34 protein-coding genes are annotated in these 26002 nt (G+C 51.9%); 18 read left to right on the plus strand and 16 right to left on the minus strand.

Features of this window, described 5'->3' with window-relative positions; translation table 11 throughout:
- Window positions 1-4: 4 nt before the first annotated feature.
- A complete protein-coding gene (locus tag AAIR21_RS22445; protein WP_020882406.1) occupies window positions 5-895 on the plus strand; it encodes a GNAT family N-acetyltransferase in 891 nt (296 codons plus the stop codon).
- A 247-nt stretch (window positions 896-1142) separates the two neighbouring features.
- Here AAIR21_RS22445 and AAIR21_RS22450 read toward each other — a convergent pair whose 3' ends face one another.
- Window positions 1143-2345, minus strand: a complete 1203-nt coding sequence (locus tag AAIR21_RS22450) for a sensor histidine kinase (protein ID WP_020882405.1) — start codon at window positions 2343-2345, stop codon at window positions 1143-1145.
- Entirely contained in the window at window positions 2342-3028 is a 687-nt protein-coding gene (locus AAIR21_RS22455; protein WP_183516281.1) for a response regulator, read from the minus strand. Before AAIR21_RS22455 ends, AAIR21_RS22450 begins: the two co-directional genes overlap by 4 nt.
- Before the next feature lie 105 nt (window positions 3029-3133).
- On the opposite strand from AAIR21_RS22455, the gene AAIR21_RS22460 reads away from it, so the two are divergent.
- Window positions 3134-3910, plus strand: coding sequence for a MipA/OmpV family protein (locus AAIR21_RS22460; protein ID WP_020882403.1), 777 nt, complete (start codon window positions 3134-3136; stop codon window positions 3908-3910).
- A gap of 46 nt (window positions 3911-3956) precedes the next feature.
- Here AAIR21_RS22460 and AAIR21_RS22465 read toward each other — a convergent pair whose 3' ends face one another.
- Window positions 3957-4847, minus strand: coding sequence for a LysR family transcriptional regulator (locus AAIR21_RS22465; RefSeq protein WP_434682350.1), 891 nt, complete (start codon window positions 4845-4847; stop codon window positions 3957-3959).
- A gap of 75 nt (window positions 4848-4922) precedes the next feature.
- Between AAIR21_RS22465 and AAIR21_RS22470 the strand changes: the two genes are divergently transcribed.
- The 3 genes from AAIR21_RS22470 (at window position 4923) to AAIR21_RS22480 (ending at window position 7337) form a co-directional block, all read left to right on the plus strand.
- Complete coding sequence (locus tag AAIR21_RS22470) at window positions 4923-5588, plus strand: NADPH-dependent F420 reductase (RefSeq protein WP_071605444.1); 666 nt, start codon at window positions 4923-4925, stop codon at window positions 5586-5588.
- Window positions 5589-5606: 18 nt separating this feature from the next.
- Window positions 5607-6488, plus strand: coding sequence for a helix-turn-helix domain-containing protein (locus tag AAIR21_RS22475; RefSeq protein ID WP_020882400.1), 882 nt, complete (start codon window positions 5607-5609; stop codon window positions 6486-6488).
- A gap of 102 nt (window positions 6489-6590) precedes the next feature.
- On the plus strand, window positions 6591-7337 hold the full coding sequence (locus AAIR21_RS22480) for an SDR family oxidoreductase (protein WP_020882399.1): 747 nt from the start codon (window positions 6591-6593) through the stop codon (window positions 7335-7337).
- A gap of 142 nt (window positions 7338-7479) precedes the next feature.
- Here the strand turns inward: AAIR21_RS22480 and AAIR21_RS22485 are convergent, their stop codons facing one another.
- Window positions 7480-8202, minus strand: a complete 723-nt coding sequence (locus tag AAIR21_RS22485) for an SDR family oxidoreductase (RefSeq protein WP_014170418.1) — start codon at window positions 8200-8202, stop codon at window positions 7480-7482.
- Window positions 8203-8300: 98 nt separating this feature from the next.
- Here AAIR21_RS22485 and AAIR21_RS22490 point away from each other — a divergent pair, with 98 nt between their 5' ends.
- Window positions 8301-9203: a LysR family transcriptional regulator gene (locus AAIR21_RS22490; RefSeq protein WP_151712368.1), complete on the plus strand. Its 903-nt coding sequence runs from the start codon at window positions 8301-8303 to the stop codon at window positions 9201-9203.
- Between the two features lie 160 nt (window positions 9204-9363).
- Here the strand turns inward: AAIR21_RS22490 and AAIR21_RS22495 are convergent, their stop codons facing one another.
- On the minus strand, window positions 9364-10263 hold the full coding sequence (locus tag AAIR21_RS22495) for a LysR family transcriptional regulator (protein WP_286079664.1): 900 nt from the start codon (window positions 10261-10263) through the stop codon (window positions 9364-9366).
- 161 nt (window positions 10264-10424) lie between these two features.
- On the opposite strand from AAIR21_RS22495, the gene attM reads away from it, so the two are divergent.
- The gene (gene attM, locus AAIR21_RS22500) at window positions 10425-11216 is read left to right on the plus strand and encodes an AttM family quorum-quenching N-acyl homoserine lactonase (RefSeq protein WP_183516277.1); all 792 of its coding nucleotides are present in this window, start codon (window positions 10425-10427) and stop codon (window positions 11214-11216) included.
- An 87-nt stretch (window positions 11217-11303) separates the two neighbouring features.
- Here attM and AAIR21_RS22505 read toward each other — a convergent pair whose 3' ends face one another.
- The 4 genes from AAIR21_RS22505 to AAIR21_RS22520 form a co-directional block, all read right to left on the minus strand.
- Window positions 11304-12323 (minus strand): NADP-dependent oxidoreductase, encoded by a 1020-nt coding sequence (locus tag AAIR21_RS22505; protein WP_183516276.1) that lies wholly within the window; start codon window positions 12321-12323, stop codon window positions 11304-11306.
- On the minus strand, window positions 12320-12730 hold the full coding sequence (locus tag AAIR21_RS22510) for a hypothetical protein (protein WP_032680854.1): 411 nt from the start codon (window positions 12728-12730) through the stop codon (window positions 12320-12322). Before AAIR21_RS22510 ends, AAIR21_RS22505 begins: the two co-directional genes overlap by 4 nt.
- 4 nt (window positions 12731-12734) lie before the next feature.
- A complete protein-coding gene (locus AAIR21_RS22515; RefSeq protein WP_183516275.1) occupies window positions 12735-13553 on the minus strand; it encodes an oxidoreductase in 819 nt (272 codons plus the stop codon).
- Between the two features lie 98 nt (window positions 13554-13651).
- Window positions 13652-14431, minus strand: coding sequence for an SDR family NAD(P)-dependent oxidoreductase (locus tag AAIR21_RS22520; RefSeq protein WP_183516274.1), 780 nt, complete (start codon window positions 14429-14431; stop codon window positions 13652-13654).
- A 240-nt stretch (window positions 14432-14671) separates the two neighbouring features.
- Here AAIR21_RS22520 and AAIR21_RS22525 point away from each other — a divergent pair, with 240 nt between their 5' ends.
- The 4 genes from AAIR21_RS22525 (at window position 14672) to uspF (ending at window position 17416) form a co-directional block, all read left to right on the plus strand.
- On the plus strand, window positions 14672-15220 hold the full coding sequence (locus AAIR21_RS22525; protein WP_032681991.1) for a TetR/AcrR family transcriptional regulator: 549 nt from the start codon (window positions 14672-14674) through the stop codon (window positions 15218-15220).
- Between the two features lie 177 nt (window positions 15221-15397).
- Complete coding sequence (gene yedE / locus AAIR21_RS22530; RefSeq protein WP_014170427.1) at window positions 15398-16609, plus strand: selenium metabolism membrane protein YedE/FdhT; 1212 nt, start codon at window positions 15398-15400, stop codon at window positions 16607-16609.
- The gene (yedF, locus tag AAIR21_RS22535) at window positions 16606-16839 is read left to right on the plus strand and encodes a sulfurtransferase-like selenium metabolism protein YedF (RefSeq protein ID WP_014170428.1); all 234 of its coding nucleotides are present in this window, start codon (window positions 16606-16608) and stop codon (window positions 16837-16839) included. The genes yedE and yedF overlap by 4 nt, the downstream gene beginning before the upstream one ends.
- Before the next feature lie 142 nt (window positions 16840-16981).
- The gene (gene uspF, locus AAIR21_RS22540) at window positions 16982-17416 is read left to right on the plus strand and encodes a universal stress protein UspF (RefSeq protein WP_183516273.1); all 435 of its coding nucleotides are present in this window, start codon (window positions 16982-16984) and stop codon (window positions 17414-17416) included.
- A 29-nt stretch (window positions 17417-17445) separates the two neighbouring features.
- Here the strand turns inward: uspF and AAIR21_RS22545 are convergent, their stop codons facing one another.
- Entirely contained in the window at window positions 17446-17784 is a 339-nt protein-coding gene (locus AAIR21_RS22545; RefSeq protein ID WP_183516272.1) for an energy transducer TonB, read from the minus strand.
- Window positions 17785-17907: 123 nt separating this feature from the next.
- On the opposite strand from AAIR21_RS22545, the gene AAIR21_RS22550 reads away from it, so the two are divergent.
- Entirely contained in the window at window positions 17908-18114 is a 207-nt protein-coding gene (locus tag AAIR21_RS22550; protein WP_305962069.1) for a hypothetical protein, read from the plus strand.
- Between the two features lie 217 nt (window positions 18115-18331).
- On the opposite strand, the gene ompW is transcribed toward AAIR21_RS22550, so the two are convergent.
- Entirely contained in the window at window positions 18332-18964 is a 633-nt protein-coding gene (ompW, locus tag AAIR21_RS22555; RefSeq protein WP_014170432.1) for an outer membrane protein OmpW, read from the minus strand.
- 282 nt (window positions 18965-19246) lie between these two features.
- Here ompW and AAIR21_RS22560 point away from each other — a divergent pair, with 282 nt between their 5' ends.
- The 4 genes from AAIR21_RS22560 (at window position 19247) to yciA (ending at window position 21512) form a co-directional block, all read left to right on the plus strand.
- On the plus strand, window positions 19247-19651 hold the full coding sequence (locus tag AAIR21_RS22560; RefSeq protein ID WP_032680849.1) for a YkgJ family cysteine cluster protein: 405 nt from the start codon (window positions 19247-19249) through the stop codon (window positions 19649-19651).
- 25 nt (window positions 19652-19676) lie between these two features.
- The gene (locus AAIR21_RS22565) at window positions 19677-20420 is read left to right on the plus strand and encodes a YciC family protein (protein ID WP_020882388.1); all 744 of its coding nucleotides are present in this window, start codon (window positions 19677-19679) and stop codon (window positions 20418-20420) included.
- Window positions 20421-20472: 52 nt separating this feature from the next.
- The gene (locus AAIR21_RS22570; protein ID WP_020882387.1) at window positions 20473-21012 is read left to right on the plus strand and encodes a septation protein A; all 540 of its coding nucleotides are present in this window, start codon (window positions 20473-20475) and stop codon (window positions 21010-21012) included.
- A gap of 104 nt (window positions 21013-21116) precedes the next feature.
- Window positions 21117-21512, plus strand: coding sequence for an acyl-CoA thioester hydrolase YciA (gene yciA, locus AAIR21_RS22575; RefSeq protein WP_014170435.1), 396 nt, complete (start codon window positions 21117-21119; stop codon window positions 21510-21512).
- 38 nt (window positions 21513-21550) lie between these two features.
- On the opposite strand, the gene tonB is transcribed toward yciA, so the two are convergent.
- On the minus strand, window positions 21551-22273 hold the full coding sequence (gene tonB / locus AAIR21_RS22580; RefSeq protein WP_025203933.1) for a TonB system transport protein TonB: 723 nt from the start codon (window positions 22271-22273) through the stop codon (window positions 21551-21553).
- 221 nt (window positions 22274-22494) lie between these two features.
- On the opposite strand from tonB, the gene AAIR21_RS22585 reads away from it, so the two are divergent.
- A complete protein-coding gene (locus AAIR21_RS22585; RefSeq protein ID WP_014170437.1) occupies window positions 22495-22791 on the plus strand; it encodes a YciI family protein in 297 nt (98 codons plus the stop codon).
- 35 nt (window positions 22792-22826) lie between these two features.
- Here AAIR21_RS22585 and leuE read toward each other — a convergent pair whose 3' ends face one another.
- The 4 genes from leuE to AAIR21_RS22605 form a co-directional block, all read right to left on the minus strand.
- Window positions 22827-23462: a leucine efflux protein LeuE gene (gene leuE, locus AAIR21_RS22590; RefSeq protein ID WP_020882385.1), complete on the minus strand. Its 636-nt coding sequence runs from the start codon at window positions 23460-23462 to the stop codon at window positions 22827-22829.
- Between the two features lie 69 nt (window positions 23463-23531).
- Window positions 23532-23942 carry an Exc2 family lipoprotein gene (locus AAIR21_RS22595; protein ID WP_025203932.1) on the minus strand — a complete coding sequence of 137 codons (411 nt, stop codon included), beginning with the start codon at window positions 23940-23942 and terminating at the stop codon, window positions 23532-23534.
- Between the two features lie 12 nt (window positions 23943-23954).
- Entirely contained in the window at window positions 23955-24083 is a 129-nt protein-coding gene (locus AAIR21_RS22600) for a KPN_01571 family protein (RefSeq protein WP_014170440.1), read from the minus strand.
- A gap of 116 nt (window positions 24084-24199) precedes the next feature.
- Window positions 24200-24373, minus strand: a complete 174-nt coding sequence (locus tag AAIR21_RS22605) for a YciY family protein (protein WP_086463573.1) — start codon at window positions 24371-24373, stop codon at window positions 24200-24202.
- 144 nt (window positions 24374-24517) lie between these two features.
- Here AAIR21_RS22605 and cls point away from each other — a divergent pair, with 144 nt between their 5' ends.
- The gene (gene cls / locus AAIR21_RS22610; RefSeq protein WP_025203931.1) at window positions 24518-25978 is read left to right on the plus strand and encodes a cardiolipin synthase; all 1461 of its coding nucleotides are present in this window, start codon (window positions 24518-24520) and stop codon (window positions 25976-25978) included.
- Window positions 25979-26002: the final 24 nt, after the last annotated feature.

The raw sequence follows: 26002 nt of genomic DNA on the forward strand, positions 1-26002 counted from the left end.
AATAATGGGCTTCAGACATTCGCTTTTTGGATGGGAACGTTCAAACTTCACGCATTACCAGGCGGCTTATTATAAGTACGGCGGCAGTGTTAATACTCATCCCGACATTATCAATTTCTTTATGCAGAAGAAGGAAAAAGATTTCGCATTCTGGCATTACCGACGCGATGGCGAGGTCACCGCAGCGTACTTTACCAGTGATGAAAATACCTTCGGCCTGAATGTCTGGCGCGATTACCCGGTATCTTATGATGAAATTATTATCCCCATGGCTGCCGATCAAAAAATCGTTCTGCCAGTAAAAACAAACCGGCTGTCTTCATCGCTGCGTGGGAATATAATAAATGCCACCTATGCTTTTCGTGAAAAACGTAAGGTTTGCCTGATTAAAACGTCTTTCTCAGGTAAAACGGTGAAAAAAAGAAACGGAGAGCTAAAAAAAATGCTGACTGCGGGCGGAGAATGCATCCCGCTCAGAGAGATGTCACCGGCGGATATTGCTGATATTTACGTGCATCTTTTCAGGCTGCGTTTTGCTGACAGCGTCAGATGCTATAACAGGAAAAACATCACTGAACTGTTAACCGCCCTGCCACATATGGTCACCGGCAATGTACTTTTCTTTGAAGGTGCCCCCATTGCGATAGATCTCGTACTGTGTGCCCGTAGTGAAAAAAGCCTGTATTTTGATGTTCCTAACGGAGGGATTGACCCGTCGATCACCGCATTCAGCCCAGGAAGTCTGCTCATGTGGAAAAATATTGTTGATGCACGAGAAGTGTGTCGCAATGAAAATAAGGCAATGCAATTTTCAATCGGATTGTACGATAAAAAATGGGACTATAAACTGCTTTGGGCCGAAACCCAGCCTACAGGTAAATCATTGGTTCTTTGAACGGTATTCGCCGCCCTTCCCTCAACAATTATTTATCTCCTTTCGGCGCATCCAATAAAATAATAATGATAACCTGAAATATGACAATCACCGGTGAGATGTACAGTAAAAAACATCCACAGCGTACCATTTTACGAAAGGCAGAAAGCAGAGAGAGAAGTAATTCAGGTGACATGGTAAACCCCCGTTTACCATGTATTTAAACTCAATTTTTACAAGATTCAGTTCACCCTTTGTTAAGGAACCGTCAATGCTGTTCCTTTTCGCTTAGCGGTATCGTCATCGTGAACGATAGCCCTCCGCTGGCATTCCGTTCTGCAAAGATAGTACCGCGATGAGCCTCGCATATCGCTCGGGCAATAGAGAGCCCAAGCCCGGACCCACCGGTATGTCGTGAACGGGACTGCTCCTCACGCACAAACGGTGAAAATATGGTTTCAAGCAGTGCGTCCGGGACTGCCGGACCGTTGTCGCGGAAAATAACGGATACCTTTTTATCGCTGACATGATAACGAATATCCAGGATGCCCCCTTCCGCAGCGTAACGCAGAGCATTGTCCATCAGGATCAAAAAGACCTGGCCTATCCGGTACGGATCAACCCGACAGGTCACAGATTCCCCCTCATGGTAGATAATGTTCACTCCCACCCTTTGGGCTGAAGGCATCGTCCATGCCACTTTCTCACGGATTATCTGGTCCAGGCTGGTTGATACCAGGCTCAAATTCAGCTGGTTGGCATCAGCCAGTTTTAACAGATGCAGATCGTCAACCAGTCTGTTTAAATCATTCATCTGCTGCATGATCATGTTCAACTGGGCCTGACTGGGTTCAAATACGCCGTCCATAATGCCCTGCAGACGACCGATGGCAGCCGTCAGCGGCGAGCGCAATTCATGTGCCATGATCACATGCGATTTTTTCAAATCTTTCTCGTAGCGTTCCAGCTGCATCGACATCCCGTTAAAGTTCTCGCTGAGGCTTCGCAATTCAAGCGGCAGATTGTCCGGGACGGGCACGCGGGTCCCAAACCCGCCTTCAGCAACAGACCGTGCCGCACCGGCAAGCCGGCTAATATGATGGGATATGGGGCGCGCTGTTTTCAGCGTAAGCATAAAAATAATCGGTATGAATATCAGAACCAGGATGCCAAGAATCACCCAGTCCTTAATCCCCATCGTCGGATCTGAGTAGGACAGCCCATACCAGGTGTCGATAATTTCATGATAGCGGTTGATGTTCTGTTCAGGGTGCTTGCTCAGAACTGAGAGTTCAGCCCTGACGGCCTCTGGCATCCGGTAGGCGTGCCATTTGTTTTCAACAAAAAATCGCACCCACATAAAAAAGGCAATAAGAATAATACTTCCGACTGCCAGGGATATCAGCCGCTTGCATATCCAGTTCCACAGCGTACTCGGTTCGCCTCGTGGAGATAACGTAAACTTTTTCATGCATTTGCAAATCGGTAACCGATCCCTCTTACGTTTATCAGCAAATCAGTCTGCCCCGCTGACTCGAGTTTTTTTCGCAAGTTATAGATATGCGTGTCCACAACGCGCTCCAGGGCTTCACTTTCTGGGAGACACGCTTCAAGAAGCGCCTGACGGGTGAAAGCCTTATTCGGTGACTTAAGAAATGTCATCAGCAGCAACAGTTCCGTCGGCGTTAAATCCAGCGCTGTCCGTTGCCCGTTCTCGCTATCAACGCTTACTGTCATGGACTCTGTATCTGCCTGCAGTCCCCGGTACTCAATAAGCGTGCTGCTGCGCTCGCCGGAATAACGACGGAGTACAGCATGGACTCTGGCGACCACCTCACCCGGGTTATAGGGCTTCACCACATAGTCATCCGCGCCAAATCGCAGGGCGCTGATTTTGTCGCTGCCGTCGCGGATGGCGGTGATCATAATCACGGGAATATCACTGCGCCGGCGCAGGGCCAGCAGAACATCGTTCCCGCTCATGCCGGGTAACATCACATCCAGCAAAATAATGTCGGGCTTCCAGCTGAATGCCAGTTCGAGCCCCCGGTTACCGCTGCTGGCCGAAGAGGTCTGAAACTGATCGCGCTTAAGGTAAGCCTCAAGCACATTCGCGGCATCCAAATCGTCTTCAATAATTAAAACACGTTTCACATTCGCACCTTGATGGAATCTTGATTAAATCTTGCAGGAATATTGATTGACCGCCCGCATACTCCGCAATTCATAGATATAAGCATAATTCATTCAGGAAGTTTTATGAAGGAAATAAAAATCGCCTTAGTAACACTCATCGCAGCATCGTTCGCTTCACAGGCATCATCAGATAAAAAAGCATCTTATGTCACGATTGGCGTGGGTTCACAATATGCGCCTGAATATACCGGCTCGAATAAATATGATGTCAATACGCTGCCGTATTTCGGATGGACTTACGATGACTGGTCCGTCAATACCGACAAAGGCATTGTCTATTCCCATCAGTTCAGTAATGGCGTTTACCTGGGGCAAGCTCTGGGGTATTCCCTTGGCCGCACGGATAGCGGAAACGCCTGGCTTCAGGAAGGCTCTGATAAACTTAAAGGTATGGGTAAGATTAATACCGTAATGAATACCACCACCACGGCAGGATGGTGGATGGCGCCCTGGATAGGCTTTGAGGGAAATATTACGGCACCGCTGACGGAAAGCCAGGGAATGCAATATAAAATTAAACTTAATGTCGTTCTTTTTGCTAACGACACAGATACTCTGCTAATCAGTACCGAAAGAAAATACGGCGACGCACGGTATAATAATACCTGGTTTGGGGTGAATGAAAATCAGAGTACCCATTCCGGATATAGGCCTTTCAACGCGGGTAGCGGATTAAACAGTGTGAATTACGATATTAACTGGCAACACACATTTAATGATAACTGGTCCGGCTATGCGGATTTAGGGTATATCACGCTTGCAGACCGTGTAAGCAGCAGCCCCATTGTGCAAAAGGATGAATATCTTCTCTTTACCGTCGGGGCATTTTATATATTCTGATGCAGGATATCGGTTATCTGGTGCTCTGACCGCCAGATAACCTGGTTTACTGCGTTTTAAGCTTATTAATAAACCAGCGTCCGGCTGGCCCTGGAGGATATTGCGTCATATGTACCGCATGCATGGAAAAACCAGGGCCAACATCAGGCTGCATCTCCAGGTTCAGGATAACCAGTCTGCCATGAGCAAGATCGTCCTCAACCATAGGCAAAGGCATATAACCCCAACCGAGGCCCGCACGCAAGAATGCATGTTTTGCCCCCATGTCACCCAAACGCCACGTCTTAGCCGACATTACGCCAAAGTTGCGCCCCGCCGTGAGTGATGAGCGGTCAGCCAATACAAGCTGCACAGCGTTCTCCATAGCCGGCCGAAGAATTGGGCCAGCCATTTTAGCCAAAGGATGATCGGGTGAGACCACAGCCACGGCAGGAACACTGAGCAGGCACTCAGAGGCACACCCGGTCGGAACATCCGGTAGCGAGCCGATAATCGCGACCCAGCAGTTGCCGGCCAGCAACGGCTGAAGTACCGCCCCCAGCGCCTCAACATAAAGACGCAACGGTGTGCCGGGAAAGGCCAGATGAAATTCCTTCACGACTGCGGTCAGGATCTCTATCGGGAACATCACATCCACAGACACGGCGAGTTCGGGTTCCAGGCCTTCTGCCAGGATACGCGCCTTAGCCTTAAACGCGTCCATTCCCGCAAGCGTATGGCGTGCGGCCTCCAGTAAGGCTACCCCCGCCTCCGTCAGTTTCGGGTAACGTCCCGTTCGCTCAAATAAAGGAAAGCCTACCTGAGATTCCAGATTTGCCAGCGTAGCGCTAACGACGGACTGCGCCCGGCGAAGTTTGCGACCTGCGGCCGAGAAACTGCCTTCATCAACTGCAGCAATGAAAGTACGCAGTTGATCAATCGACATACCATCCAGCATGTATCGCCCCTTTAGATGTATACCATCTAATTATATAGGCTACACAGATAGATCGGTGAGCACTATTCTCCTTTCATGTTCTCAAGCAACGTAGCCAAACACATCAACGCATCTGTTCATTTAAGGAAACAAATTATGAAAACAAATACTGTCGGCATTATTGGTGCAGGCGCCATCGGAAAAGCTTTTGCCCACCAGCTGGTCAACGCAGGCGTGAATGTCATCCTCAGTAACAGTCGTGGCCCGGACAGCCTGGCTGAAGTGGTTGAGGCATTAGGCGACAAAGCTCGCGCCGGAACGGTACAACAGGCTGCCGAAGCCGAAATCGTTTTTATAAGTACCAACTGGAACAGAACCGAGGCCGCATTAAGTGGGGTGAACTGGGAGGGTCGTATTCTGATTGACGCGACTAACCCGGTACTTTTGCCGGGCTACACCCTTGCAGATCTGGGGGGTAAAAATTCATCCCAGCGCGTTTCAGAATGGGCAGCGGGAGCCCGAGTCGTCAAAGCCTTCAACACGCTTCTGGCAAACGTTCTTGCGCAAGACCCGTCCCAATCTGGCGGGCGCCGCGTGGTCTTTATGTCCGGCGACCACGCTGATGCAAAAGCGGACGTTGAGGAATTAGCCACCCGAATGGGCTTCGCCAGTATAGACTTAGGGGGTCTTGAGATGGGGGGATATCTGCAACAATTCCCGGGTGGTCCCCTTCCCGCGCTAAACCTTGTGAAACTGGCTTAAGAGACGTTATTGACGAATATGGCTCAACGTACTTCCGCTGAATCATTCGAAGCGTACATTCCGGGCGAATTGCTCAAGGAACATCGGGCACAATCTTCCCGGGATGTCTTCATTCAAATTCTGGCGCGTCGACAGAGGCAGGACAACGTTATTATCCCGGCCGTGCCAGAGCCTTTTATTGTCTGGATACTCTCTGGACGGGCCGTCGTTGAAGAACGGCCTCTGGGCGGAGAGTGGTCAGAAAACCACGTTACCGCAGGTGATTTTTTTCTCACGACCGACACCTCTCCGACAGAGATGAGATGGCAAGCTGAGCCAGACTGCCCTTTCATCGTTATGCACGTCTATATTGGTGTGTCCATGATGCAGGACATTGAGCTGCGGGAAGTGTCGGGCGAACGCGATGAAACACTGTCAGCCCTGCTGGAACTTATGCGCGCAGAGCTTTATTTTCAGCACCCACCCAGTGGACCTTACATCCAGGGTATCGCTCAAGCCCTTGCCGTACATCTCTCCCGTGCTTACCGGACATCGGCAAAGCGACACCACGGCGGGTTGCAGGCATATAAATTACACCGGGTATTTAAGGCGATGCATGAAGAGCTGGCTCACCCCTTTGACTTAGCACGTCTGGCTGGCCTTGCCGAGCTTAGCGAATTCCATTTCAGCCGGGTCTTTAAACAGTCTACCGGGCTTTCGCCTTCCCATTATTTTATCCGCTTGCGAATGGAAGAGGCGCGCCGCCTGTTGTCCGAGACAGAGGATTCGATGATCAGCATCGCCCTGACCGTGGGCTACAACAGCCCCAGCCATTTTGCTGCCATATTCCGCAAGCACACCGGTATTTCGCCCTCTCAGTATCGCCACGAAAATATGCGTAGCAAAACACCGACAGTGTGAGCAAACCACCGCGCGAAGAGAGTGCCATTTGCAGACATGATTGACCCGAACTTCAGATGTTCTTTGCTGAAGCGCTGAAACAAACGCATAAGAGGATTAATCATGGAACTCAACGGTAAATCAGCCATCGTGACCGGTGCATCAAGCGGTATCGGCGCAGCCACCGCCATTAAATTGGCCAGAGAGGGGGTCAAAGTGGGGCTCGCGGCCCGCCGCCGGGATCGTCTCCAGGCGCTGGTGTCAGAAATCAAGGCCTTCGGCGGAGAAGCCATTGCGCTGGAAATGGATGTGACTGACCAGGCGTCAGTCTTCGACGGCGTGAAGAAACTGCACGACGCCTATGGCCACATTGATATCGCCTTCAACAATGCCGGACTCATGCCCATTTCAGACATCGCCAGTCTCAAACTGGAGGAGTGGCATCGTATGGTTGATGTCAATATTAAGGGCTTAATGAACACGGTTGCCGCGGTACTCCCTGTGATGCAAGCGCAAAAGTCAGGGCATATCATCAATACGTCCTCGATTGCGGGCAGAAAAACGTTCGCTGGACTCGGGGTATATTGCGCGACGAAACATGCGGTAGCCGCATTTTCAGATGTATTACGCATGGAGCTTTCGTCTCAATACAATATTCGCGTAACCTCACTTCAGCCAGGCGCGGTTGAAAGTGAATTATTCGAGCACATTACTGACGAAAACTACCGTGCACAGATGGAAAACCTGAAGGAACACATGACGTTCCTGAAGTCAGAGGATATTGCTGATTCCATCCTTTATGTGCTGCGCGCGCCGGATCATGTCGACGTGGCAGAATTGTTCATCATGCCCACAGAGCAGCAGTGGTAAGTTTGCCATGCGGGCCACACCGGTTGTCTGGCCCGCGTTATGACCTTTTCAATACACATACAATTTTCACCCTGCACTCTGTGACACGACAAAAAAAAGCTGCCTTACAGGCAGCTTTCGTGGTGAATATGCGTTAGCCAGGTCAGTTCGCAGACGCGGTAGGTCGAATCGTGATTTCTGTTGTATCAACATTTTCAGGCGCTTCAATCACTTGCCGAACAGCGCGGGCAATATCAGCCGGCTGGAGTGCAATGGAACGGTATACCTCCATTGCCGCCTGCGTTTCCGGATGAGTAATGGTCGAGGCAAGTTCGCTTTCCACCACACCGGGGTTGACGCAGGTGACACGGATGCTGGCGCTTTCCTGTCGCAAGCCATCTGAAATCGCCCGAACGGCGAACTTTGTGGCGCAATAGACGGCGGCTGTCGGCACCACAGAGAGCGCGCCGATAGAGCCAATATTGATTATCTGACCGGAGCCCTGCGCTTCCATGGTGGGAAGCACGGCGCCAATCCCCCATAGTACGCCCTTGATATTCACATCAATGGTACGTTCCCATTCATCATATTTACCCGCTGCCAGCGGAGAAAGGGGCATTATTCCCGCGTTGTTGATCAGAACGTCAATACGCCCCCACGTAGTCAATGCCGCCTGCACGAAATCAGACATCGACTGGCGATTTGTGACATCCAGCTCGCAGGCTTCAGCATGCCCGCCTGTACTGCGGATTTCTGCAGCGATAGCTTCAATACGATCTTTCCTGCGTGCCCCAAGTAATAACTTCGCGCCTGCATTGCCAAGCTCTCGTGCAATACCCTCTCCGATACCGCTGGATGCACCGGTGATCAAGATGACTTTATCCATGATTTACTCCTTCAGTTGAGTTCAGAGGGATAATAGAACGAGGGCATTGTTTCGTGTATCCTGCCACTGGTGTACACACTGGTTAGCAAATCTAAACAATGAAAATTGACCTTAATCTTTTACCTCTGTTTCTGGCTGTCGCAGAGGAACATAGCTTCAGCGCTGCCGCCGAACGTCTTGGCGTGACGAGGTCGGCGGTCAGCCAGGGTATCAGACGCCTGGAGGATACGTTCGGGACCCTGCTTGTCATGCGCACCACGCGTTCGGTAAACCTGACTGAAGCGGGAGAACGGCTGCGAAAATCGTTGTCCATACCGCTATCAACGATTGACGCGGCGTGCGAAGACGTTCTCTCTGACAACGGGCCGCGGGGGCATCTGAAAATTGCTGTCACCTCAATTGCAGAAGAATTTCTTTCAGGCCCTCTGCTCGCGTCATTTGCAGCCGCTAACCCTGCCGTCACCATCGATATCGTCGTGTCGGATGACGAATTTGATATCGTGGCAGCGGGCTTTGATGCCGGCGTAAGGCTCGGTGACGTGATCGAAAAAGACATGATTGCTGTCCCTCTGACGGGACAGCAACGGGAAGTGGTGGTGGCATCACCAACGTATCTGGCGGCCCACAGCGCACCGCGCCATCCGCGAGAGCTTATCCGCCATCGCTGTATCGGCTGGCGCCCATCGCCAGACGTCGCGCCCTATCGCTGGGAATTTGAGGAAGCGGGAAGACCTTTCGACGTGGCGGTTGAACCGCATATCACCACCAACGATCTCCGTCTCATGCTCAGGCTCGCACTGGCGGGGGGAGGAATTACCTTTGCAACCTATGAAACATTCAGGCCATTTATTGAAAAAGGACAGCTTGTTTCATTACTGGATGATTTTCTTCCGCCTTTTCCTGGGTTTTATCTGTACTTCCCGCAACGTCGAAATATGGCCCCCAAGCTGCGGGCTCTGATTGAACACGTCAGGCAGTGGGGGAAGACGTCACTGCAGTAGTTTCAAACCCGCGCAGAATATTTAGCTGCCGGAGAGTTGCCGCACCGTAGCAGCGAATGACGCATGCTCGACTGGGCAAGCCATTAACCGGGGTGTACCTCAGGCAGGCAAGAAATTTTGTTCAACGTTCATTTAACAGCCTCGTATTCCAGCTTGAGAACTATGGCTGCCCTTTTGTTACCGAGCGCGTAAGGCTTGTGCGAAGTTCGTTTTCAAGGAAAGCGACACATGCTCGTGTTTCAGCGGAGATGATATTAGCCGGGGGATAAAGTAGATATGCAGGGAATGAAGGAACAAGGTAGTCGGGTAACACAGGTACGAGATGCCCGTCGGCAATCTCCTGTCGGCAAACCGGAGACTGCAATACCCCGATTGCCTTTCCTGCCAGAAGCACAGTACGTAACGGTCGCCAGTGGCTGGAAGTGAATGTTATTCTCACAGGGACGGTGAGTAACGCGTTGTCAGGCGCGATCAGCGTCACATGGTTATTCATAAACAGGCCCGAAACACGAGCAAACGCATGTCGGGCGAGCTCACCCGGTGTACGGGGCATATCATAACGCTGCAAATATTCGGGAGAAGCCACCAGCAACCGCTCAATTTTCCCCAACGGGCGGGCAACATAAAATCCTTCCCCCGTCTCACCAAGACGTAGCGAGATATCCACACCTTCGGTGACCGGGTCCGTCACTCTGTCACTGAGCACCAGATCTATGTTTATGCCCGGATAGGCCAATTGCAGTTTAAGCAGGGCGGGCATAAGTAACTCTTCCCCGGCTCCATAGGGTGCGGCAATGCGCAGGGTTCCACTAATTGCTTCACCATTATCCACGATTGCCAGCGCATGGTCAGCCGCTGCAACGGCGCTTTTGCTCCGTTCATAGAACAGCGTCCCGCTATTGGTGAGAGACATTCGGCGCGTGTGACGTCGCAGCAGGCGGGTATTAAGATGAGCTTCCAGACGCTCTATCCTTTCACTGACCGCCGGCTGTCCGATGCCGAGATCGCGCGCAGCGGCAGACATGCTTCCGCGCTCAACCACCCGAATGAAAATACGCATTGCCGTAAGTAAATCCATTCACCGATTATATTGGTAAAACCGATAAATGAAAGTGGTCCCGCCCCTCTACTGCCAGGCCCTTCTGTTAATGAAAATCTGTGCGTCCACGGCTGTTCTAGCTATGGCGCACAGAAGATTTCATTTTTTACGGGAAAAGAAGCATGTCAGATATCAGGCTTTATATGTTCCAGTCGGGCTATCAGCGTTGTAAATATCACGATATCAGGATGAATCAGGGTGAAGGCTCCGACTACATTATACCTGTCCCCTGGTTTTTACTGACGCATCCGCAGGGGAATGTTGTGATTGACGGTGGTCTTGCGGTGGAAGGGCTGAAGGATCCCCGCGCCTACTGGGGACCGACTGTTGACCAGTATCACCCCATCATGGATACAAACCAGGGCTGTAGAAGACAACTGGCGAAGCTCGGAATAAGGCCAGAATCGGTGCGTTATGTTTTACTCTCCCACCTCCATTCTGACCATACCGGTGCGATTGGCCGCTTTCCTGAAGCCACTCATCTTGTGCAGCGTGCTGAGTACGACTATGCCTTTTCACCGGACTGGTTTACCGCCGGGGCCTACTGTCGGAAAGATTTTCATCGCGAAGGTCTCAAATGGCAGTTTCTGGCAGGAGATGCCGATGACGGTTTTGATCTGTATGGCGATGGCGTTCTGAAAATCATTTACACGCCAGGCCACTCCCCGGGTCATCAATCTTTTGTCGTCTCCCTGCCGAGTGGAAAATCGTTCACCCTGGCGATAGATGCTGCCTATACGCTTGACCATTTTCAGGATAAAGCCCTGCCTGGCTTGATGACATCGGCCAGTCAGGTGGCACGATCGGTGGCAAAACTAAGAGTGGTTACCCAGATGCATAATGCGGAAATTATTCCCGGGCACGATCCTGATATCTGGCCGCATTATGCGATGAAGACGGAAGGCTATAACTGATACGAACGGTGATAGTGACTATACCTCTTCCCTGAGGCGATAACCCTGGTCATTTATGCTTAGCGCAGAGGCAAGCCTTCGTTGCTATCACTCATGAATTTTAACCACCACTTTCCCCTTTGCATGCCCGCGAGCCAGATAGGCGAAGGCGTCGCCAGTTTCGTCAAAGGGGAAAACGTTGTCGATAACAGGCTTGATGTGTTGAGCGTCCATGAGTTCAGCGATTTGGCTAAGCTGGCTGCCATCAGGGCGGACAAAGAGAAACGAATAGGTTAATCCTCGTTTTTTTGATAGTTGCATGATTTTGCGGCTCAACAGTCCTAATACAAAACGCAGGAAAACATTGAGGTGTCTTTCCCGTGCGAAAGCCGTATCTAACGGCCCGATCAGGGAAACTATCTTCCCTCCCGGTTTAAGGATTTGGGTGGATTTCTCAATCGCGTCACCTCTGATAGTCCCGAGGACAATATCGTAGCCGCTCAGCACTTTTTCGAATTCCTGCTTTTTATAGTCAACCACCTCATCTGCACCAAGGCGGCTCACCCAGTCAATGTTGGCGGTGCTGGTTGTCGTCCCTACCGTTGCGCCAAGGTGTTTTGCCAGTTGGATAGCAAAACTGCCAATTCCACCGGAGCCGGCCGGGATAAATACTTTCTGCCCCGCTCGCAGCTTCGCGCGTTCCGTCAGCGCTTGCCAGGAGGTGAGACTGACCATCGGAAGCGACGCTGCCTGTACGAAATCCAGGGTGGCGGGTTTTAACGCTGCAAGGTTTTCTGGCACCCGCACAAACTCAGCAAGCGAACCCGTTCCCCTGTCAAAAATACTGGCAAACACCTCGTCGCCTGCTTTGAAACGCGTCACGCGACGTCCTGTGGCAACGACAACGCCGGACACGTCGCTGCCCAACGTCGCGGGGAGACTGAAATGCAGAACACGTTTGAACATGCCGGTCGGGATCATGTTATCGATCGGGTTCAGACCTACTGCATACACTTTGACCAGAATTTCATCATCACCAGGGGACGGAAAATCGACGTCGTCGAATCCCAGTTCAGGGGATTTACCATAGCGTTTGAACGTAAATGCTTTCATCGTCTTCTTATTCATTTGTCTTTTACTCTGCCGGGTTTGCCGGTGGCGTGTTTCTTACCAACGCTGTTGCTGAGTAAAAAAGCGATACCCAGGAATAGCTCGATAAATACTGCAATAACGATCTGCCCATTAACGTGTCCTGCATACCACTCAACAACGCCGGACACGGCTAAAATCAAACATAACGTACCGATCCCTGCTGCCAGGGCATAGCGGGCCAGCGAGGGCTCTGCGTGCCTGGCGAATAAACACATCACCCCCAGGCCCGCGTACAGGGCGGCAGAGCGATGGCCGAGCACATCAGTTCCCGGTGTTGGCGTGATTCCCCACTGCGTTAACAGCAGTTGCGGGCAGAACATCCATATCGCCGCCAGGATGAAAAACAACCCGGCAGTCAGAATAGCCAGTTGAGAAAATTTCATATTCTTATTCTTTCGCGTCGAGCTGAAGACTGTTGCGTACTACCCTGTCCAGAAGTGAAGCAGGCGCAAAGCGGCGAATGAAATTCAGTTTCCCCGCCAGCGTGCCCGCCGTATAACGCACCTTAGGCCGTAAAGACTGGGCAGCCTTTACCACCACATCAGCCACCACTTCCGGACGTTCCGCCTCGTCCATTGCCTTGCTGACGACGTTGTTCAGCTTAGCCCGGAGCGGTTCATATTCTTCTAGCTTCGCGTCAGGTTCTACATTGTTTGCGTCGAACTGTGTCTTTGTATAGGCCGGCTCGATCACGGAAACCCTGATACCCTGTGTGCGCAGTTCATGGTCCAGCGCGCCCGTATACCCTTCAACCGCATGCTTACTGGCTGCATACAGTGCCACGTAAGGTAGCGGGACAATCCCTAATATCGAACCAATGTTGATGATGCGCCCACTGCCCTGACGGCGCATGTGCGGGATCACTGCCCGCGTCATTCTGACCAGGCCAAGAAAGTTGGTGTCGAAAATACGCCTGGCCTGATCAATCGAACTTTCTTCCGCGGCCGCAGGAGCAACCCCAAAGCCCGCATTATTCACCAGCAAATCTATCCGCCCTTCCAGGTGCAGTAACGCCTCAATGGCGGCGCTCACGGACGCATCGTCCGTCACATCAAGCGTTAATAACGCAAAGGGATGTGTACCTGCCTGCGCACCGCGCCGGCTGGTGCCATAGACCCTATACCCCGCGGCCAGCAGTTTTTTAGCCGACGCCTCACCGATCCCCGAAGAAGCTCCGGTCACCAGTGCTACACGTTTTTTTGTCATTCTCACTACGCTCTCTTGATGGAGTCCTGCTCACCCTGCAGCGCAACAACACGCTGCAGGGAAACAACGCGGCATAGGGTTATGCCGAATCCCCGTGGCTACACTGTGTACCGTTCTGCCGCTTTAGCCTGATTGATATCCGCCAGCAGAGCCTGACGCGCCGTCTCCAGGTCATCCCAGTGGGCAGCATTTTGTAAAGGAGGGATGGTGACGAGTTCGCGACGATCAAAGCCGGCCAGGGCTGCGTCAACTAACTGACCCACTTCCATCATCTCGGGTGCCTTACTGATATCAATACCTGCACGTTCCCAGATTTCGGTGTAAGTGCCAGCCGGAAGTACCGCCTGGACGTAAACGCCCGCGGAGGAGAGCTCAATATGCAATCCCTGCGACAGGAAAAGCACAAAGGCTTTGGTGGCACCGTAAACCGTCATGGCAAATTCCGGGGCGAGCCCAACGACGGAGCTGATATTGACGATTGCGCCTTCTCCGGTTTTGACAAACCGTGGCGCCGCGGCACTCGCAAGCCTCGTCAGCGCAGTGACGTTCAGGGCGATAAGACGCTCAATTGCCTCAGGCGTCTGGCCGGTAAAATTGCCCGACTGTGCCATGCCTGCGTTGTTAATCAGCACCCCTATTTTTTCGTCTTCACGAAGACGAGCTTCCACCTTCGCTAAATCCGCTGCCTGAGTGAGATCGGCTGGCAGAACATCAACAGAAACGCCCTTCTCCTGTCGCAGACGCTCGGCGAGTGCGTCTAATTTTGTTTTATCGCGGGCAACCAGAACCAGGTCATGTCCACGGCTCGCAAATCTTTGCGCATAAACAGCACCAATACCCGTCGATGCGCCTGTAATGAGAACTGAAGTTTTCGTCATATGTGATCTTCTTTATTAAATGTTGAACAGAATCTGCACTGTTCGATGCAGGTAAATCCGGGGATATGTCCGGCTCTCTTTGCTGATCTCAGTCAGACTGACGGAGCGCGCATACCTCTGCGAAGCGCCGTCGGGAACATGGATTTAATGATGATGATCATAATCTATAAAGTCAACTGGTTTGATTATGATCATCATCAATGTATAATTGAGCCTTGTTTTGTATGGGGGCGGGAACGCATGAAAGTGTCAAAAGAGCAGGTTCGGGAAAACCGGATGCGCATTGTTGAAACGGCATCAGAACTTTTTCGTGAGCGCGGCTATGACGGCGTGGGCGTGGCGGAGCTGATGTCTGCGGCGGGTTTAACCCACGGCGGGTTTTATAAGCACTTTGGTTCAAAGGCTGACCTGATGTCAGAAGCCATGAACTGTGGTTTTGTACACGCCGCGGAAAACCTGGCGGGTGTGGACCGAGAAAAATTCATTGAATATTACCTCTCCCGACAGCATCGCGATGATATGGCCAGGGGTTGTGTGATGTCTGCCCTGGGCACCGACACCGCCCGTCAGTCCGAGTCCATCAAAGAGACATTTGCGGCTGGGGTTGAACGCCAGTTGGCAATGTTAAGCGACGAAAATGTCTCACGTGCTGACCTGATAGACACCTTTGCACATCTTGTCGGTGCTCTGGTGTTGTCCCGTGCCTGCCCGGATAATTCTGCGCTCGCTGACGAAATTCTGGATGTCTGCCGCTCGCGTATTCTGCGTGAGGAGCCGCGAAAAGAGTGAATATTTTGCAGCCGGGTGAGTGATTGCCAGGAGATATCAGGAAGATTTGATGATGGAGGTCATAAAAAAGGTAGGTATTTTGGAGAAAAGTTTTGGAGAGGTTTTGGAGAAAGAAAAAAAGTTATATATTCCAGCCCGTTAAATCCAAATATACCTTCTGAGTTCAGAGGCTTACTCATGTCATGGCAATACTTCAAACAGACTTACCTGGTTAAGTTCTGGTCACCTGTACCCGCCGTTATCGCAGCGGGGATCCTGTCTACTTACTATTTCGGCATTACCGGTACATTCTGGGCTGTAACCGGCGAGTTTACCCGCTGGGGTGGACAGCTGCTGCAGCTTGCCGGTGTGCATGCTGAAGAGTGGGGTTACTTTAAGCTCATTCATCTGGAAGGCACTCCGCTGACCCGCATCGACGGGATGATGATCATCGGCATGTTCGGCGGATGTTTTGCCGCCGCGCTGTGGGCAAACAACGTTAAGCTGAGAATGCCAAAAAGTCGGATCCGCATCGTACAGGCGGTCATCGGCGGCATGATTGCCGGTTTCGGTGCGCGCCTGGCGATGGGCTGTAACCTTGCCGCCTTCTTTACCGGTATCCCACAGTTTTCGCTACATGCCTGGTTCTTTGCCGTCGCTACCGCCATCGGTTCTTACTTTGGCGCAAAATTTACCCTTTTGCCGCTGTTCCGTATTCCCGTCAGGATGGTTAAAGTCAGCGCCGCATCGCCGCTGACGCAAAAACCGGCTCAGGCACACCGTCGTTTCCGCCTGGGGATGCTGGTCTTTTTCGCCATGGTGGCATGGGCACTGTGTACAGCGCTCAATCAACCTAAACTGGGTCTGGCAATGCTGTTTGGCGTGGGCTTTGGTTTGCTTATTGAACGCGCGCAGATCTGCTTTACTTCAGCGTTTCGCGATATGTGGATCACCGGGCGAACAATGATGGCAAAAGCGATTATTGCCGGGATGGCGGTGAGTGCTATCGGCATCTTCAGCTATGTTCAGTTAGGTGTTGAACCGAAAATCATGTGGGCCGGCCCGAATGCGGTGATTGGCGGCCTGCTGTTTGGCTTCGGGATTGTGCTGGCTGGCGGTTGTGAAACCGGCTGGATGTACCGTGCCGTTGAAGGTCAGGTGCATTACTGGTGGGTTGGTCTGGGGAACGTGCTCGGGTCAACTCTCCTCGCGTACTACTGGGACTCCCTTTCTCCTGTCCTCGCGACGAACTGGGATAAGGTCAACCTGCTCAGCACGTTCGGCCCGCTCGGTGGCCTGTTAGTGACGTACGCCCTGCTGCTGGTCGCTTTTTTACTGGTGATTGCGCAGGAGAAACGGTTCTTCCGCCGTGCTGCTGTCAAAAATGAAACGCAGGAGAATGCCGCATGAAAGAGATCGTGCCTGACTATCGTCTGGATATGGTGGGCGAACCCTGCCCTTATCCCGCTGTCGCCACGCTGGAAGCCCTGCCTCAGCTCAGGAAAGGAGAAATTCTGGAGGTGGTGAGCGACTGCCCGCAGTCCATCAACAACATTCCTCTGGATGCTAAAAACCACGGTTACACCGTGCTGGATATTCAACAGGATGGGCCAACCATTCGTTATTTGATACAGAAATAATCCCGCCACAGACGCTCCTTAACCGGGGCGTCTTTCCTGCCCCAAAAATCCGCCTTACGTCCCACTTTGGCGGTAAAAGCAGCCCTCTGTTCACCCCCGGAACTACACTTAAAGTGGATATAAAACAAACAGGAGGTGTGGCATGTTTGCGTCAATTCTCGTTCCTGTCGATATTTCAGAGCGTCGCCTGACCGAACAGGTGATTCCCTATGCTCAGGCGAACGCAGCAATCAGTAACGGCAAAGTGCATTTTCTGACTGTCGTTCCTTCTTTCCCCTACTATTCCTCTCTTGGGCTGGCCTATTCCGTTGAGATGCCAAAACTGGAAGAAATGCAGCAGGAGGCGCTGGCGAAATTGAATGAGATCATTAAGCAGTTCAATTTACCGGCCGACCGCATTCAGACCCACGCCATTTCTGGCACGCCTAAAGATCAGATACTGAAACTGGCTGAGAGTATCAATGCAGACCTGATAATTATTGCGTCTCATCGACCTGATATTTCGACCTATCTGTTAGGCTCTAACGCTGCGGTCGTCGTGCGCCACGCAAAATGCCCGGTGCTGGTGGTGCGTTAGCGTGCCTGCGAGGAAAGATAAGCCCCGGGCTATCGGGGCTTATTTACTGTGAAAGTGACCGTTTCTGTTTGACGGCTTTTATTCGGTGATAAACACCATATTTGCACGGCACGCAGCGTTTCGCGTTCAAACACCCCTTCAGGCTGTGCAGAGACAATACGTATATCGTATGGATGACCATCGTCGCCCACAGAAAAAGAGAAAACAACGTTACCCTCAATGCCCAGCGCCTGTGCCTTTACGGGCATGGCAGGGAAAGGCTTATTCGTTGTTCCATTGCACGGTTTCTGCGCCGGTTCAGGTTGCATGGGCTGTTGATGGCAGCCAGAAATGAGCGTAACCGCAGCCGCAATAATTATTCTTTTCAATATTATGTCCTGTAAAATTTAACGTCTCGCTTTTCGAGAACAGTATATTGCGGCATCTGGCATTAATCTCCTCCCAACTCCGATAGCCTGCTTGCGGAATAACTTTCATAAATGGACTTTCTCATGAATCAAATTCTTCCGTCAGTGTGTATTACTGCTGTGCTTGCCGGATGTGTTCCCCTTCCCCCTAAACGCTGTCACAAACAACGTGCCCCCGATGCCTGTACTTATAAGCGTTCCGGTAAAGTCTTGGATAACAATATCCACGGGCTACAGGCCTGCGCCATTGAGCAATCACTGGACGCCGCCCTGACCGATCCTCACGCATGAAGCGGTAATCGGTGCAACCTGCACCTCGACTTTAGGGATGGTGTAAATAGGTTATGGTCAGGCGTTGGCTGACGCGGCTAAACGGGCAATATTTCCGCCGTTAACGGTTTGGCATGTATTTGATGAGATGAGTTCAGCACGCTGGAATATGGAGGGGCAACCTTAATCGCCCCCCGAAGCAAGACTGGCCATAACCAGGCCAGTCTCAGGGGATAAATCAGAAACGATAACCCGCGGAGAACATAAACACCCACGGATCGAGGCGAGTGCTGATACTTTGCTGTTCACCGCCCGCTTTAAAGCGAACGTCGGTATCAATGTCCATGTACCAGACCGAGGCGTTAATTAACCAGTCACGGTTAATCAGATAGTCCAGCCCCACCTGCCCCGCAACACCCCACGAGTCTTTCAGGCTGAGATCGGTAAGCCCGGCTTCTTTACCGGTATCGTTAAATTTCTCGTCGAAGAAGGTGGTGTAGTTCACCCCTGCCCCAATATACGGACGCACCTTACTGTTAGCATCACCAAAGTACCACTGCGCCATCAGTGTTGGCGGTAAATGGTGCACCGTCGCGATATCCCCGGTTGGCCCTAAACCAACGCGATGACGGAATGGCGTTGCTGCCAGAAGCTCAACACCAATGTTCTCCGTCGCCATATACGTAAAGGTCAAACCGAGCTGGGTATTGTTGCTGACGTTAAAACCGCCCATACCCAAAACGCTATCAGAGCCTTCTGTTGGACGCACCGTTGCCGAACCGGCACGAATAAAGAATTCACCTGCTTCATGCGCATACGCGCCGCCAGAGAGACTGCTTAATACAAGGGCTGCCACCGCTAATTTTTTCATATCCGCTCCATCGTTGTGGTTTTAGTCGCGGAGGAGAATATACTCACAAATGAGTAATAAGTAATCTGCTACAGATCACATTAAAACCAGTAAGTTAACATTCATTGATCTGGGTTAATTTTTGGTGACACACCGTAAAGCAATAAGTTGTCGTCATGTCAATTTCTGGCATTTCGGCGTTACAAAATTTTCTCTTTTCACCCTCTTGCTCTTCCTCTCGCGGCTGGATAATTTAGCGCTCTCACAAGTTGATTTGATGCGTTCTTCTTTTGCAGGTGTGCCATGAGTGATGTTAACCCGTGCATGACGTGCGGAGCCTGTTGTGCGTATTTTCGAGTCTCTTTCTACTGGGCCGAAGCCAGCGATGGCGGCGGTACCGTTCCGGTTCATCTCACTGAACCGTTAACGCCTTTTCTGCGCTGCATGAGCGGCACCAACCAAAAACCGTGCCGATGCGCTGCGCTTCAAGGTGAACCTGGGGTGTCCACCCGGTGCTCTATCTACGAGCACCGCCCCAGCCCGTGCCGGGAATTTTCCATGTCAGGTGAGGATGGGCAGGTCAATGAAGCCTGTAATCGTGCCCGTGCGCGCTTTGGATTACCGCCGCTTTACAAAGATATGCTTTTCCATACAAGCCTTGATGCTGCCACGACAGTGTTATCCGGTGTACAATTGCCGGCTAATTAACACCTGCAATACTCAAGGAGAGTGCATGTCTATCACGGCGAAGTCTGTCTACCGTGACACGGGAAACTTTTTCCGCAATCAGTTCTTAACCTTTTTACTGATCGCGTTGCTATGCGCCTTCATTACAGTGGTGCTTGGTCATGCGTTCTCGCCAAGTGACGAACAGATTGCCAGCCTGAGCCAGGGCGACAACCTTGCAGATAGCGTGGGGTTGTTTGAACTGGTACAAAACATGACGCCGGAGCAGCAACAAATCCTGCTGCGGGCTTCCGCTGCTTCGACATTCTCTGGTCTTATCGGCAATGCGATTCTGGCAGGTGGCGTTCTGCTGATGATTCAGCTGGTTTCCGCCGGTCAGCGCGTCAGCGCCCTGCGGGCGATTGGTGCCAGCGCGCCGGTATTACCGAAGCTGTTTATCCTCATCTTTTTAACCACCATGCTGGTGCAGATGGGGATTATGCTGGTCGTCGTGCCGGGTGTATTACTGGCTATCGTGCTCTCTTTCGCGCCGGTAATGGTCGTGCAGGATAAACTGGGGATCTTTACCGCGATGCGCAGCAGCATCCGGCTCGCCTGGGCAAATATACGCCTGGTGGCACCGGCTGTTATCGGCTGGCTGTTGGCGAAAACGCTCCTGCTGCTGTTTGCCCCGAATTTTGCGGTACTCACGCCAAATGTTGGCGCGGTGGTGGCAAATACGCTGAGCAACCTCATTTCAGCGGTACTGCTGGTCTATCTGTTCCGCCTGTATATGTTAATTCGTCAGTAATCCTGTGGCCGGGAACGTCAGCCCGGCCCTACACAGAAGATGGAATCACAGAATGAAGCAGTTTCTTGATTTTTTACCGCTCGTGGTCTTTTTCGCTTTCTACAAGCTGTATGACATTTATGCCGCCACGACTGCACTGATCGTGGCCACAGCGGTTGTGCTGATCTACAGCTGGGTTCGCTACCGTAAAGTTGAAAAAATGGCGCTGGTGACCTTCGTCCTGGTCGCGGTGTTTGGTGGACTCACCCTGTTCTTCCACAACGATGAATTCATCAAATGGAAAGTCACGGTGATTTACGCTCTGTTTGCGGGTGCGTTACTGATTAGCCAGTGGGTGATGAAGAAGCCACTGATCCAGCGCATGCTGGGCAAAGAGCTGACGCTGCCTCAGGAAGTGTGGTCCCGACTGAATATCGCCTGGGCGATCTTCTTTATTCTCTGTGGTCTTGCCAATATCTATATTGCTTTCTGGCTGCCGCAGAATATCTGGGTCAACTTCAAGGTCTTTGGCCTGACGGCTCTGACGCTCATCTTCACGCTGTTAAGTGGCGTTTATATCTATCGCCACATGCCACAGGACGACCAGCACTGATCGTTCACCGACCAGAACGTGTGCAGCAGGCGTTCTGGTCTATTCTCTCCAGCCTGAAATCATAGTAGCATCCCGCCTGAAGTCTTCAGTTACGAGTTAAAACAATGACAACAAATAACGCCCCTCAGGGCGAACTGGTTTTACGCACACTGGCAATGCCCGCTGACACCAATGCCAATGGCGATATTTTTGGCGGCTGGCTGATGTCGCAAATGGATATGGGCGGCGCTATTCTGGCAAAAGAGATTGCACATGGCCGGGTAGTGACGGTGAGAGTGGATGGCATGACCTTCCTGCGCCCGGTTGCAGTGGGTGATGTGGTTTGCTGTTACGCGCGTTGCGTAAAACGTGGCAATACCTCCATCTCCATTAACATCGAAGTGTGGGTGAAAAAGGTCTCGTCCGAACCCATTGGACAGCGTTATAAAGCGACAGAAGCGCTGTTTATTTATGTGGCCGTGGACAACGAAGGTAAACCCCGACCGCTTCCTCAGGCCTGATTGCCCGGTAAAAAAAGCCTCCTTGCGGAGGCTTTTTTTTATTCCATCTGTGCCCCGCCATTCAGGCGGAATACAATATTCACGATCAGTCCGTTGCCCGGTTTACCGGCTTCATAACGCCATCTGCGCATCGCCGTTTTCACTTCTCTCTCGAACATATTAGACGGCTGCGCGGACAGTATTTCCACGTTCTCAACACGCCCTTCCGGCGTAACATCGAATTTCACCCGTACACGGCCCTCAATACGTAATGCCTGAGCACGAGCCGGATACTGCGGCTGATTACGGCTGACCGCACGCGGTCCCGCGGGTGCGGTGACTGTCGGTTTGGCTGTCGTCGTGGTGTTATTCATCACCGGACGCGAAGGTGCTGCGTTTTCTACCGTCTGAGTAGCGCGGGGTTCAACCGGACGCGTTTCGCGTTTTGGACGTTCTTCTACCTTCTTCACCGGTTTTGGCTTCGGCTTAGGTTTCGGCTTCGGCTCGGGTTTGTGGATCACCACCGGAGCTTCTTTTGGCGGTTCCGGCACAGGTTCAGGTTCGGGTTCCGGTTCGGCGACGGGCTGTGGCGGCGGAGGCGCAACCTGCGGCGGTTCGAGATCCGCTGGCGAGACCATCGTCACAGAAATAGGCTGTGCGGGCGCTGGCATTTCAACAACCTGATGAACCGAGGTATAAAGCAAACCCGCCACGACAGCACCGTGAATAACGACAGAAAGCAGCGTCGGCCAGGGAAAGCGGCGAGGTAAATCAAGGGTCATCGAAGTCATAATCATCAACGTTAAAAAACCGAACACTGATTTTAAATGCAAATAGCAATCATATTCAATAAGACACTTTGTCCTGGCGCAATTTAAGCGCAAGAGAGGCCAAAAAAGGCGCATTCAGATCAGGGTTTTAACATTGTTTTTATCTTTACATTGCAGTCAGTTGCCCTTTCACATAACGTTACTGACACTTTTAATGGTTAAGGAGCTTCACCGTGCTTTACGTGATTTACTCTGAAGATGTCGCTGATTCCCTCGAAAAACGCCAGTCCGTTCGCCCTGCCCATCTGGCGCGTCTACAACTGCTCCAGGATGAAGGTCGATTACTGACCGCGGGTCCAATGCCTGCGGTAGACAGCAATGACCCTGGCGCTGCCGGTTTCGCGGGCTCCACGGTGATCGCCGAGTTTGAATCCCTGGAAGCGGCTCAGGCCTGGGCTGATGCAGACCCGTACGTTGCCGCAGGTGTCTATGCGAAGGTGACGGTTCGCCCGTACAAGAAAGTGTTTTGATGCAAGAGTGGCTCCGAAAGGAGCCACTCATCTCTTTAGTGCAGTGACGCTAAGCGCGCCGCAAATCCGACAAACAGCAGCCCAATCAGCCCGTTCCCCAGCTTTGCCAGTTTCTTTTTGGTTTTCAGATAACGCGTGACAAACGCACCAGAGAAGATCAGGAAGCTCATATACATAAAGCTAATCAGCTCCAGCGTGGTCGCGAGGATCAGGAAAGACGTGCCCGTGTTTTTCGCATTCACATCGATGAACTGCACAAAGAACGAGACATAGAACAAAATAGCCTTTGGATTCGTCAGGCTCAGCACCAGCGAGCGTTTCATGATCATGCTCGCAGGCTCGGTTCCGCTCTCATGGGTATTCTTCTGACGGGTGATGACTGACCAGAGCATTTTGCCGCCGAGCCACAGGAGATAAAAAGCACCGAGGTAGCGCACAATATTAAACAGAACCGGGGTCGTCTGGATTAATGCTGCGACGCCCGCCCAGGCCAGAAACATCAGCACTGCATCACCGATAAATACGCCAGTGGCGGCGAGATACCCTTTTTTAACACCGTGCCCAATACCGGTTTTCAGTACAAACAATGTGTTCGGTCCAGGCACCAGCACGATAAAAAATGCCCCTACAACATAGGTCCAGAAATTAAGTACACCAAACTCCGCAAACACCTCTCCCTCCTTTTGCTAAAAAAAACGACGGGAATATCGCTGCAAATACGATATCCCCAAAATCAGACGCTATTGTACGCCGTTATAGCCATCAAGATAAGTCGCAGCCAGTTCGTTGCCAAATAAAACGGCGTCCTTCTCTTCCATTTGAGACGTCCATTTATCCGCGGTATTACCGTCGAAAGCATGCTCCGTTTTCGCCTGATTCTTCAGTTGATCGCGAATGCTTTGGGCGTACTGGTTTGCCTCAGACAGTGTGCGTCCTGCAGCGCGATCGGTTTTCCCCTGCTCATACAGCTCACGGAACTGAGGGACATTCAGACGATAATTTTGCGATACACTTGACGTAAAATTGCCGCCAGTAAAATTGGTTTTATGCGACACGAAATAATAAGCATGCCTTTCCGGTGACGTTTTACTGCTGGCACAACCGCTCAACACGGCAATCCCAAGAAGGGCAGCAACCACTTTTCCGTTCATCTCTTTTCCTTTTTAGTTTATCCAGTGCGATATCCCGCTGAGCAGTAAATTAATCAACGCGGATAATGACGATAATCCTGCGTTTTCCCTGATCGCATCCAGCGCAAGCAGCACAATAAATACCCAGAGATAAGGATTCATCTTTGAAATGCATAAGATTAAGAGGGCGGAGTATATCGCGGAATGAATCGGGGGAGAGACTGCGAAAAATGATAGCCTGAAAAACAGTGGGCACCTTAACGGTGCCCTGATGGTTCTCAGATAACCTGTGTAGCGAACAGCAACGCGTTACGGTGTCTGGTCATTCCACATTTTCTGATGGCGTGTATACGCATATTGCGGCGGGATTGTGCTTCCAGCCAACGAGCCTTGCGACGACTCACCTGTCGCAACATGCGCCAGCGCCCTACTTCTGTTCTACTGCGCTTCATGTTTACAACTCTTTCTCTAACAGAAACCCCATTATAAACCCAACCCCGCAGCAAACCAGCGCTTTTAACTGGCGTTTTTATTTGCCAGATGATTCCTGATGCGTACACTCATAACAATACGCTTTCAAAAGGATTTTTTTACCTATGACAACCTTCTACACCGTGGTGAGTTGGCTGGTCATTCTGGGATACTGGCTGTTAATCGCGGGTGTGACTTTGCGCATCCTGATGAAGCGCAGAGCCGTACCCTCTGCCATGGCCTGGCTGCTGATAATCTACATCCTGCCGCTGGTGGGGATTATTGCCTATCTCTCTTTCGGTGAGCTACATCTGGGTAAACGCCGTGCCGAGCGTGCCCGCGCCATGTGGCCTTCAACCGCCAAATGGCTCCACGATCTCAAAGCCTGCAAACATATCTTTGCCGAGGAGAACAGCAGTGTTGCCTCCTCGCTGTTTAAGCTGTGCGAACTCCGTCAGGGTATTGGCGGCGTTAAGGGCAACCAGCTCCAGTTGCTGACCTCCTCGGATGACGTCATGCAGGCCCTCATCCGCGATATTCAACTGGCTCGCCATAATATCGAGATGGTGTTCTATATCTGGCAGCCTGGCGGCATGGCCGATCAGGTTGCTGAATCGCTGATGGCCGCTGCGCGTCGGGGCATTCATTGCCGACTGTTGCTGGATTCCGCTGGCAGCGTCGCCTTCTTCCGTAGCCCCTGGGCGGGCATGATGCGTAATGCCGGTATTGAAGTGGTTGAGGCGCTGAAGGTCAATCTCTTGCGTGTATTTCTGCGCCGGATGGACCTTCGCCAGCACCGTAAAATGATCATGATCGACAACTATATTGCCTATACCGGCAGCATGAACATGGTTGACCCGCGGTTCTTCAAGCAGGACTCGGGTGTCGGGCAGTGGGTAGACCTGATGGCGAGAATGGAGGGGCCCATTGCCACCTCGATGGGTATCGTTTATTCCTGCGACTGGGAGATAGAAACCGGGAAACGTATCCTGCCGCCGCCACCGGATGGCAATATCATGCCATTTGAAGAGGCCAGCGGGCACACCATCCATACTATCGCTTCCGGACCGGGCTTCCCGGAGGACTTGATCCATCAGGCGTTGCTGACGGCCACTTACGCAGCGCGTGAATATTTGATCATGACCACCCCCTACTTTGTTCCCAGCGATGACCTGCTGCACGCCATCTGTACCGCGGCACAGCGCGGTGTCGATGTGAGTATCATCTTGCCACGCAAAAATGACTCGCTTCTGGTGGGCTGGGCCAGCCGGGCATTCTTCAGTGAACTGCTGGCTGCGGGGGTGAAAATCTACCAGTTTGAAGGCGGATTACTCCATACCAAGAGCGTGCTTGTCGACGGCGAGTTAAGTCTGGTAGGTACGGTTAACCTGGATATGCGCAGTCTGTGGCTGAACTTTGAAATCACACTGGTGATCGATGATGCCGGCTTTGGCGGCGATCTGGCCGCGGTCCAGGATGATTATATCTCCCGCTCGCGACTGCTGGATGCCAGACTGTGGGTTAAACGCCCGCTGTGGCAGAGAATTACCGAACGACTGTTTTACTTCTTTAGTCCGTTGCTGTAAAACGTGCCCAACGATGTTAAACAG

The sequence above is a fragment of the Enterobacter sp. PTB genome (assembly GCF_051130085.1).
GTDB classification, from domain to species: Bacteria; Pseudomonadota; Gammaproteobacteria; order Enterobacterales; family Enterobacteriaceae; genus Enterobacter; species Enterobacter ludwigii.

Excerpts from the sequence above, each read along its gene's own strand:
- AAIR21_RS22445 (WP_020882406.1), top strand. The coding sequence starts at position 5 with ATGGGCTTCAGACATTCGCTTTTTGGATGGGAACGTTCAAACTTCACG.
- AAIR21_RS22450 (WP_020882405.1), bottom strand. The coding sequence starts at position 2,345 with ATGAAAAAGTTTACGTTATCTCCACGAGGCGAACCGAGTACGCTGTGG.
- AAIR21_RS22460 (WP_020882403.1), top strand. The coding sequence starts at position 3,134 with ATGAAGGAAATAAAAATCGCCTTAGTAACACTCATCGCAGCATCGTTC.
- AAIR21_RS22465 (WP_434682350.1), bottom strand. The coding sequence starts at position 4,847 with ATGCTGGATGGTATGTCGATTGATCAACTGCGTACTTTCATTGCTGCA.
- AAIR21_RS22470 (WP_071605444.1), top strand. The coding sequence starts at position 4,923 with ATGTTCTCAAGCAACGTAGCCAAACACATCAACGCATCTGTTCATTTA.
- AAIR21_RS22475 (WP_020882400.1), top strand. The coding sequence starts at position 5,607 with ATGGCTCAACGTACTTCCGCTGAATCATTCGAAGCGTACATTCCGGGC.
- AAIR21_RS22480 (WP_020882399.1), top strand. The coding sequence starts at position 6,591 with ATGGAACTCAACGGTAAATCAGCCATCGTGACCGGTGCATCAAGCGGT.
- AAIR21_RS22485 (WP_014170418.1), bottom strand. The coding sequence starts at position 8,202 with ATGGATAAAGTCATCTTGATCACCGGTGCATCCAGCGGTATCGGAGAG.
- AAIR21_RS22490 (WP_151712368.1), top strand. The coding sequence starts at position 8,301 with ATGAAAATTGACCTTAATCTTTTACCTCTGTTTCTGGCTGTCGCAGAG.
- AAIR21_RS22495 (WP_286079664.1), bottom strand. The coding sequence starts at position 10,263 with ATGCGTATTTTCATTCGGGTGGTTGAGCGCGGAAGCATGTCTGCCGCT.
- attM (WP_183516277.1), top strand. The coding sequence starts at position 10,425 with ATGTCAGATATCAGGCTTTATATGTTCCAGTCGGGCTATCAGCGTTGT.
- AAIR21_RS22505 (WP_183516276.1), bottom strand. The coding sequence starts at position 12,323 with ATGAATAAGAAGACGATGAAAGCATTTACGTTCAAACGCTATGGTAAA.
- AAIR21_RS22510 (WP_032680854.1), bottom strand. The coding sequence starts at position 12,730 with ATGAAATTTTCTCAACTGGCTATTCTGACTGCCGGGTTGTTTTTCATC.
- AAIR21_RS22515 (WP_183516275.1), bottom strand. The coding sequence starts at position 13,553 with ATGACAAAAAAACGTGTAGCACTGGTGACCGGAGCTTCTTCGGGGATC.
- AAIR21_RS22520 (WP_183516274.1), bottom strand. The coding sequence starts at position 14,431 with ATGACGAAAACTTCAGTTCTCATTACAGGCGCATCGACGGGTATTGGT.
- AAIR21_RS22525 (WP_032681991.1), top strand. The coding sequence starts at position 14,672 with ATGAAAGTGTCAAAAGAGCAGGTTCGGGAAAACCGGATGCGCATTGTT.
- yedE (WP_014170427.1), top strand. The coding sequence starts at position 15,398 with ATGTCATGGCAATACTTCAAACAGACTTACCTGGTTAAGTTCTGGTCA.
- yedF (WP_014170428.1), top strand. The coding sequence starts at position 16,606 with ATGAAAGAGATCGTGCCTGACTATCGTCTGGATATGGTGGGCGAACCC.
- uspF (WP_183516273.1), top strand. The coding sequence starts at position 16,982 with ATGTTTGCGTCAATTCTCGTTCCTGTCGATATTTCAGAGCGTCGCCTG.
- AAIR21_RS22550 (WP_305962069.1), top strand. The coding sequence starts at position 17,908 with ATGAATCAAATTCTTCCGTCAGTGTGTATTACTGCTGTGCTTGCCGGA.
- ompW (WP_014170432.1), bottom strand. The coding sequence starts at position 18,964 with ATGAAAAAATTAGCGGTGGCAGCCCTTGTATTAAGCAGTCTCTCTGGC.
- AAIR21_RS22560 (WP_032680849.1), top strand. The coding sequence starts at position 19,247 with ATGAGTGATGTTAACCCGTGCATGACGTGCGGAGCCTGTTGTGCGTAT.
- AAIR21_RS22565 (WP_020882388.1), top strand. The coding sequence starts at position 19,677 with ATGTCTATCACGGCGAAGTCTGTCTACCGTGACACGGGAAACTTTTTC.
- AAIR21_RS22570 (WP_020882387.1), top strand. The coding sequence starts at position 20,473 with ATGAAGCAGTTTCTTGATTTTTTACCGCTCGTGGTCTTTTTCGCTTTC.
- yciA (WP_014170435.1), top strand. The coding sequence starts at position 21,117 with ATGACAACAAATAACGCCCCTCAGGGCGAACTGGTTTTACGCACACTG.
- tonB (WP_025203933.1), bottom strand. The coding sequence starts at position 22,273 with ATGACCCTTGATTTACCTCGCCGCTTTCCCTGGCCGACGCTGCTTTCT.
- AAIR21_RS22595 (WP_025203932.1), bottom strand. The coding sequence starts at position 23,942 with ATGAACGGAAAAGTGGTTGCTGCCCTTCTTGGGATTGCCGTGTTGAGC.
- AAIR21_RS22600 (WP_014170440.1), bottom strand. The coding sequence starts at position 24,083 with ATGAATCCTTATCTCTGGGTATTTATTGTGCTGCTTGCGCTGGATGCG.
- AAIR21_RS22605 (WP_086463573.1), bottom strand. The coding sequence starts at position 24,373 with ATGAAGCGCAGTAGAACAGAAGTAGGGCGCTGGCGCATGTTGCGACAG.
- cls (WP_025203931.1), top strand. The coding sequence starts at position 24,518 with ATGACAACCTTCTACACCGTGGTGAGTTGGCTGGTCATTCTGGGATAC.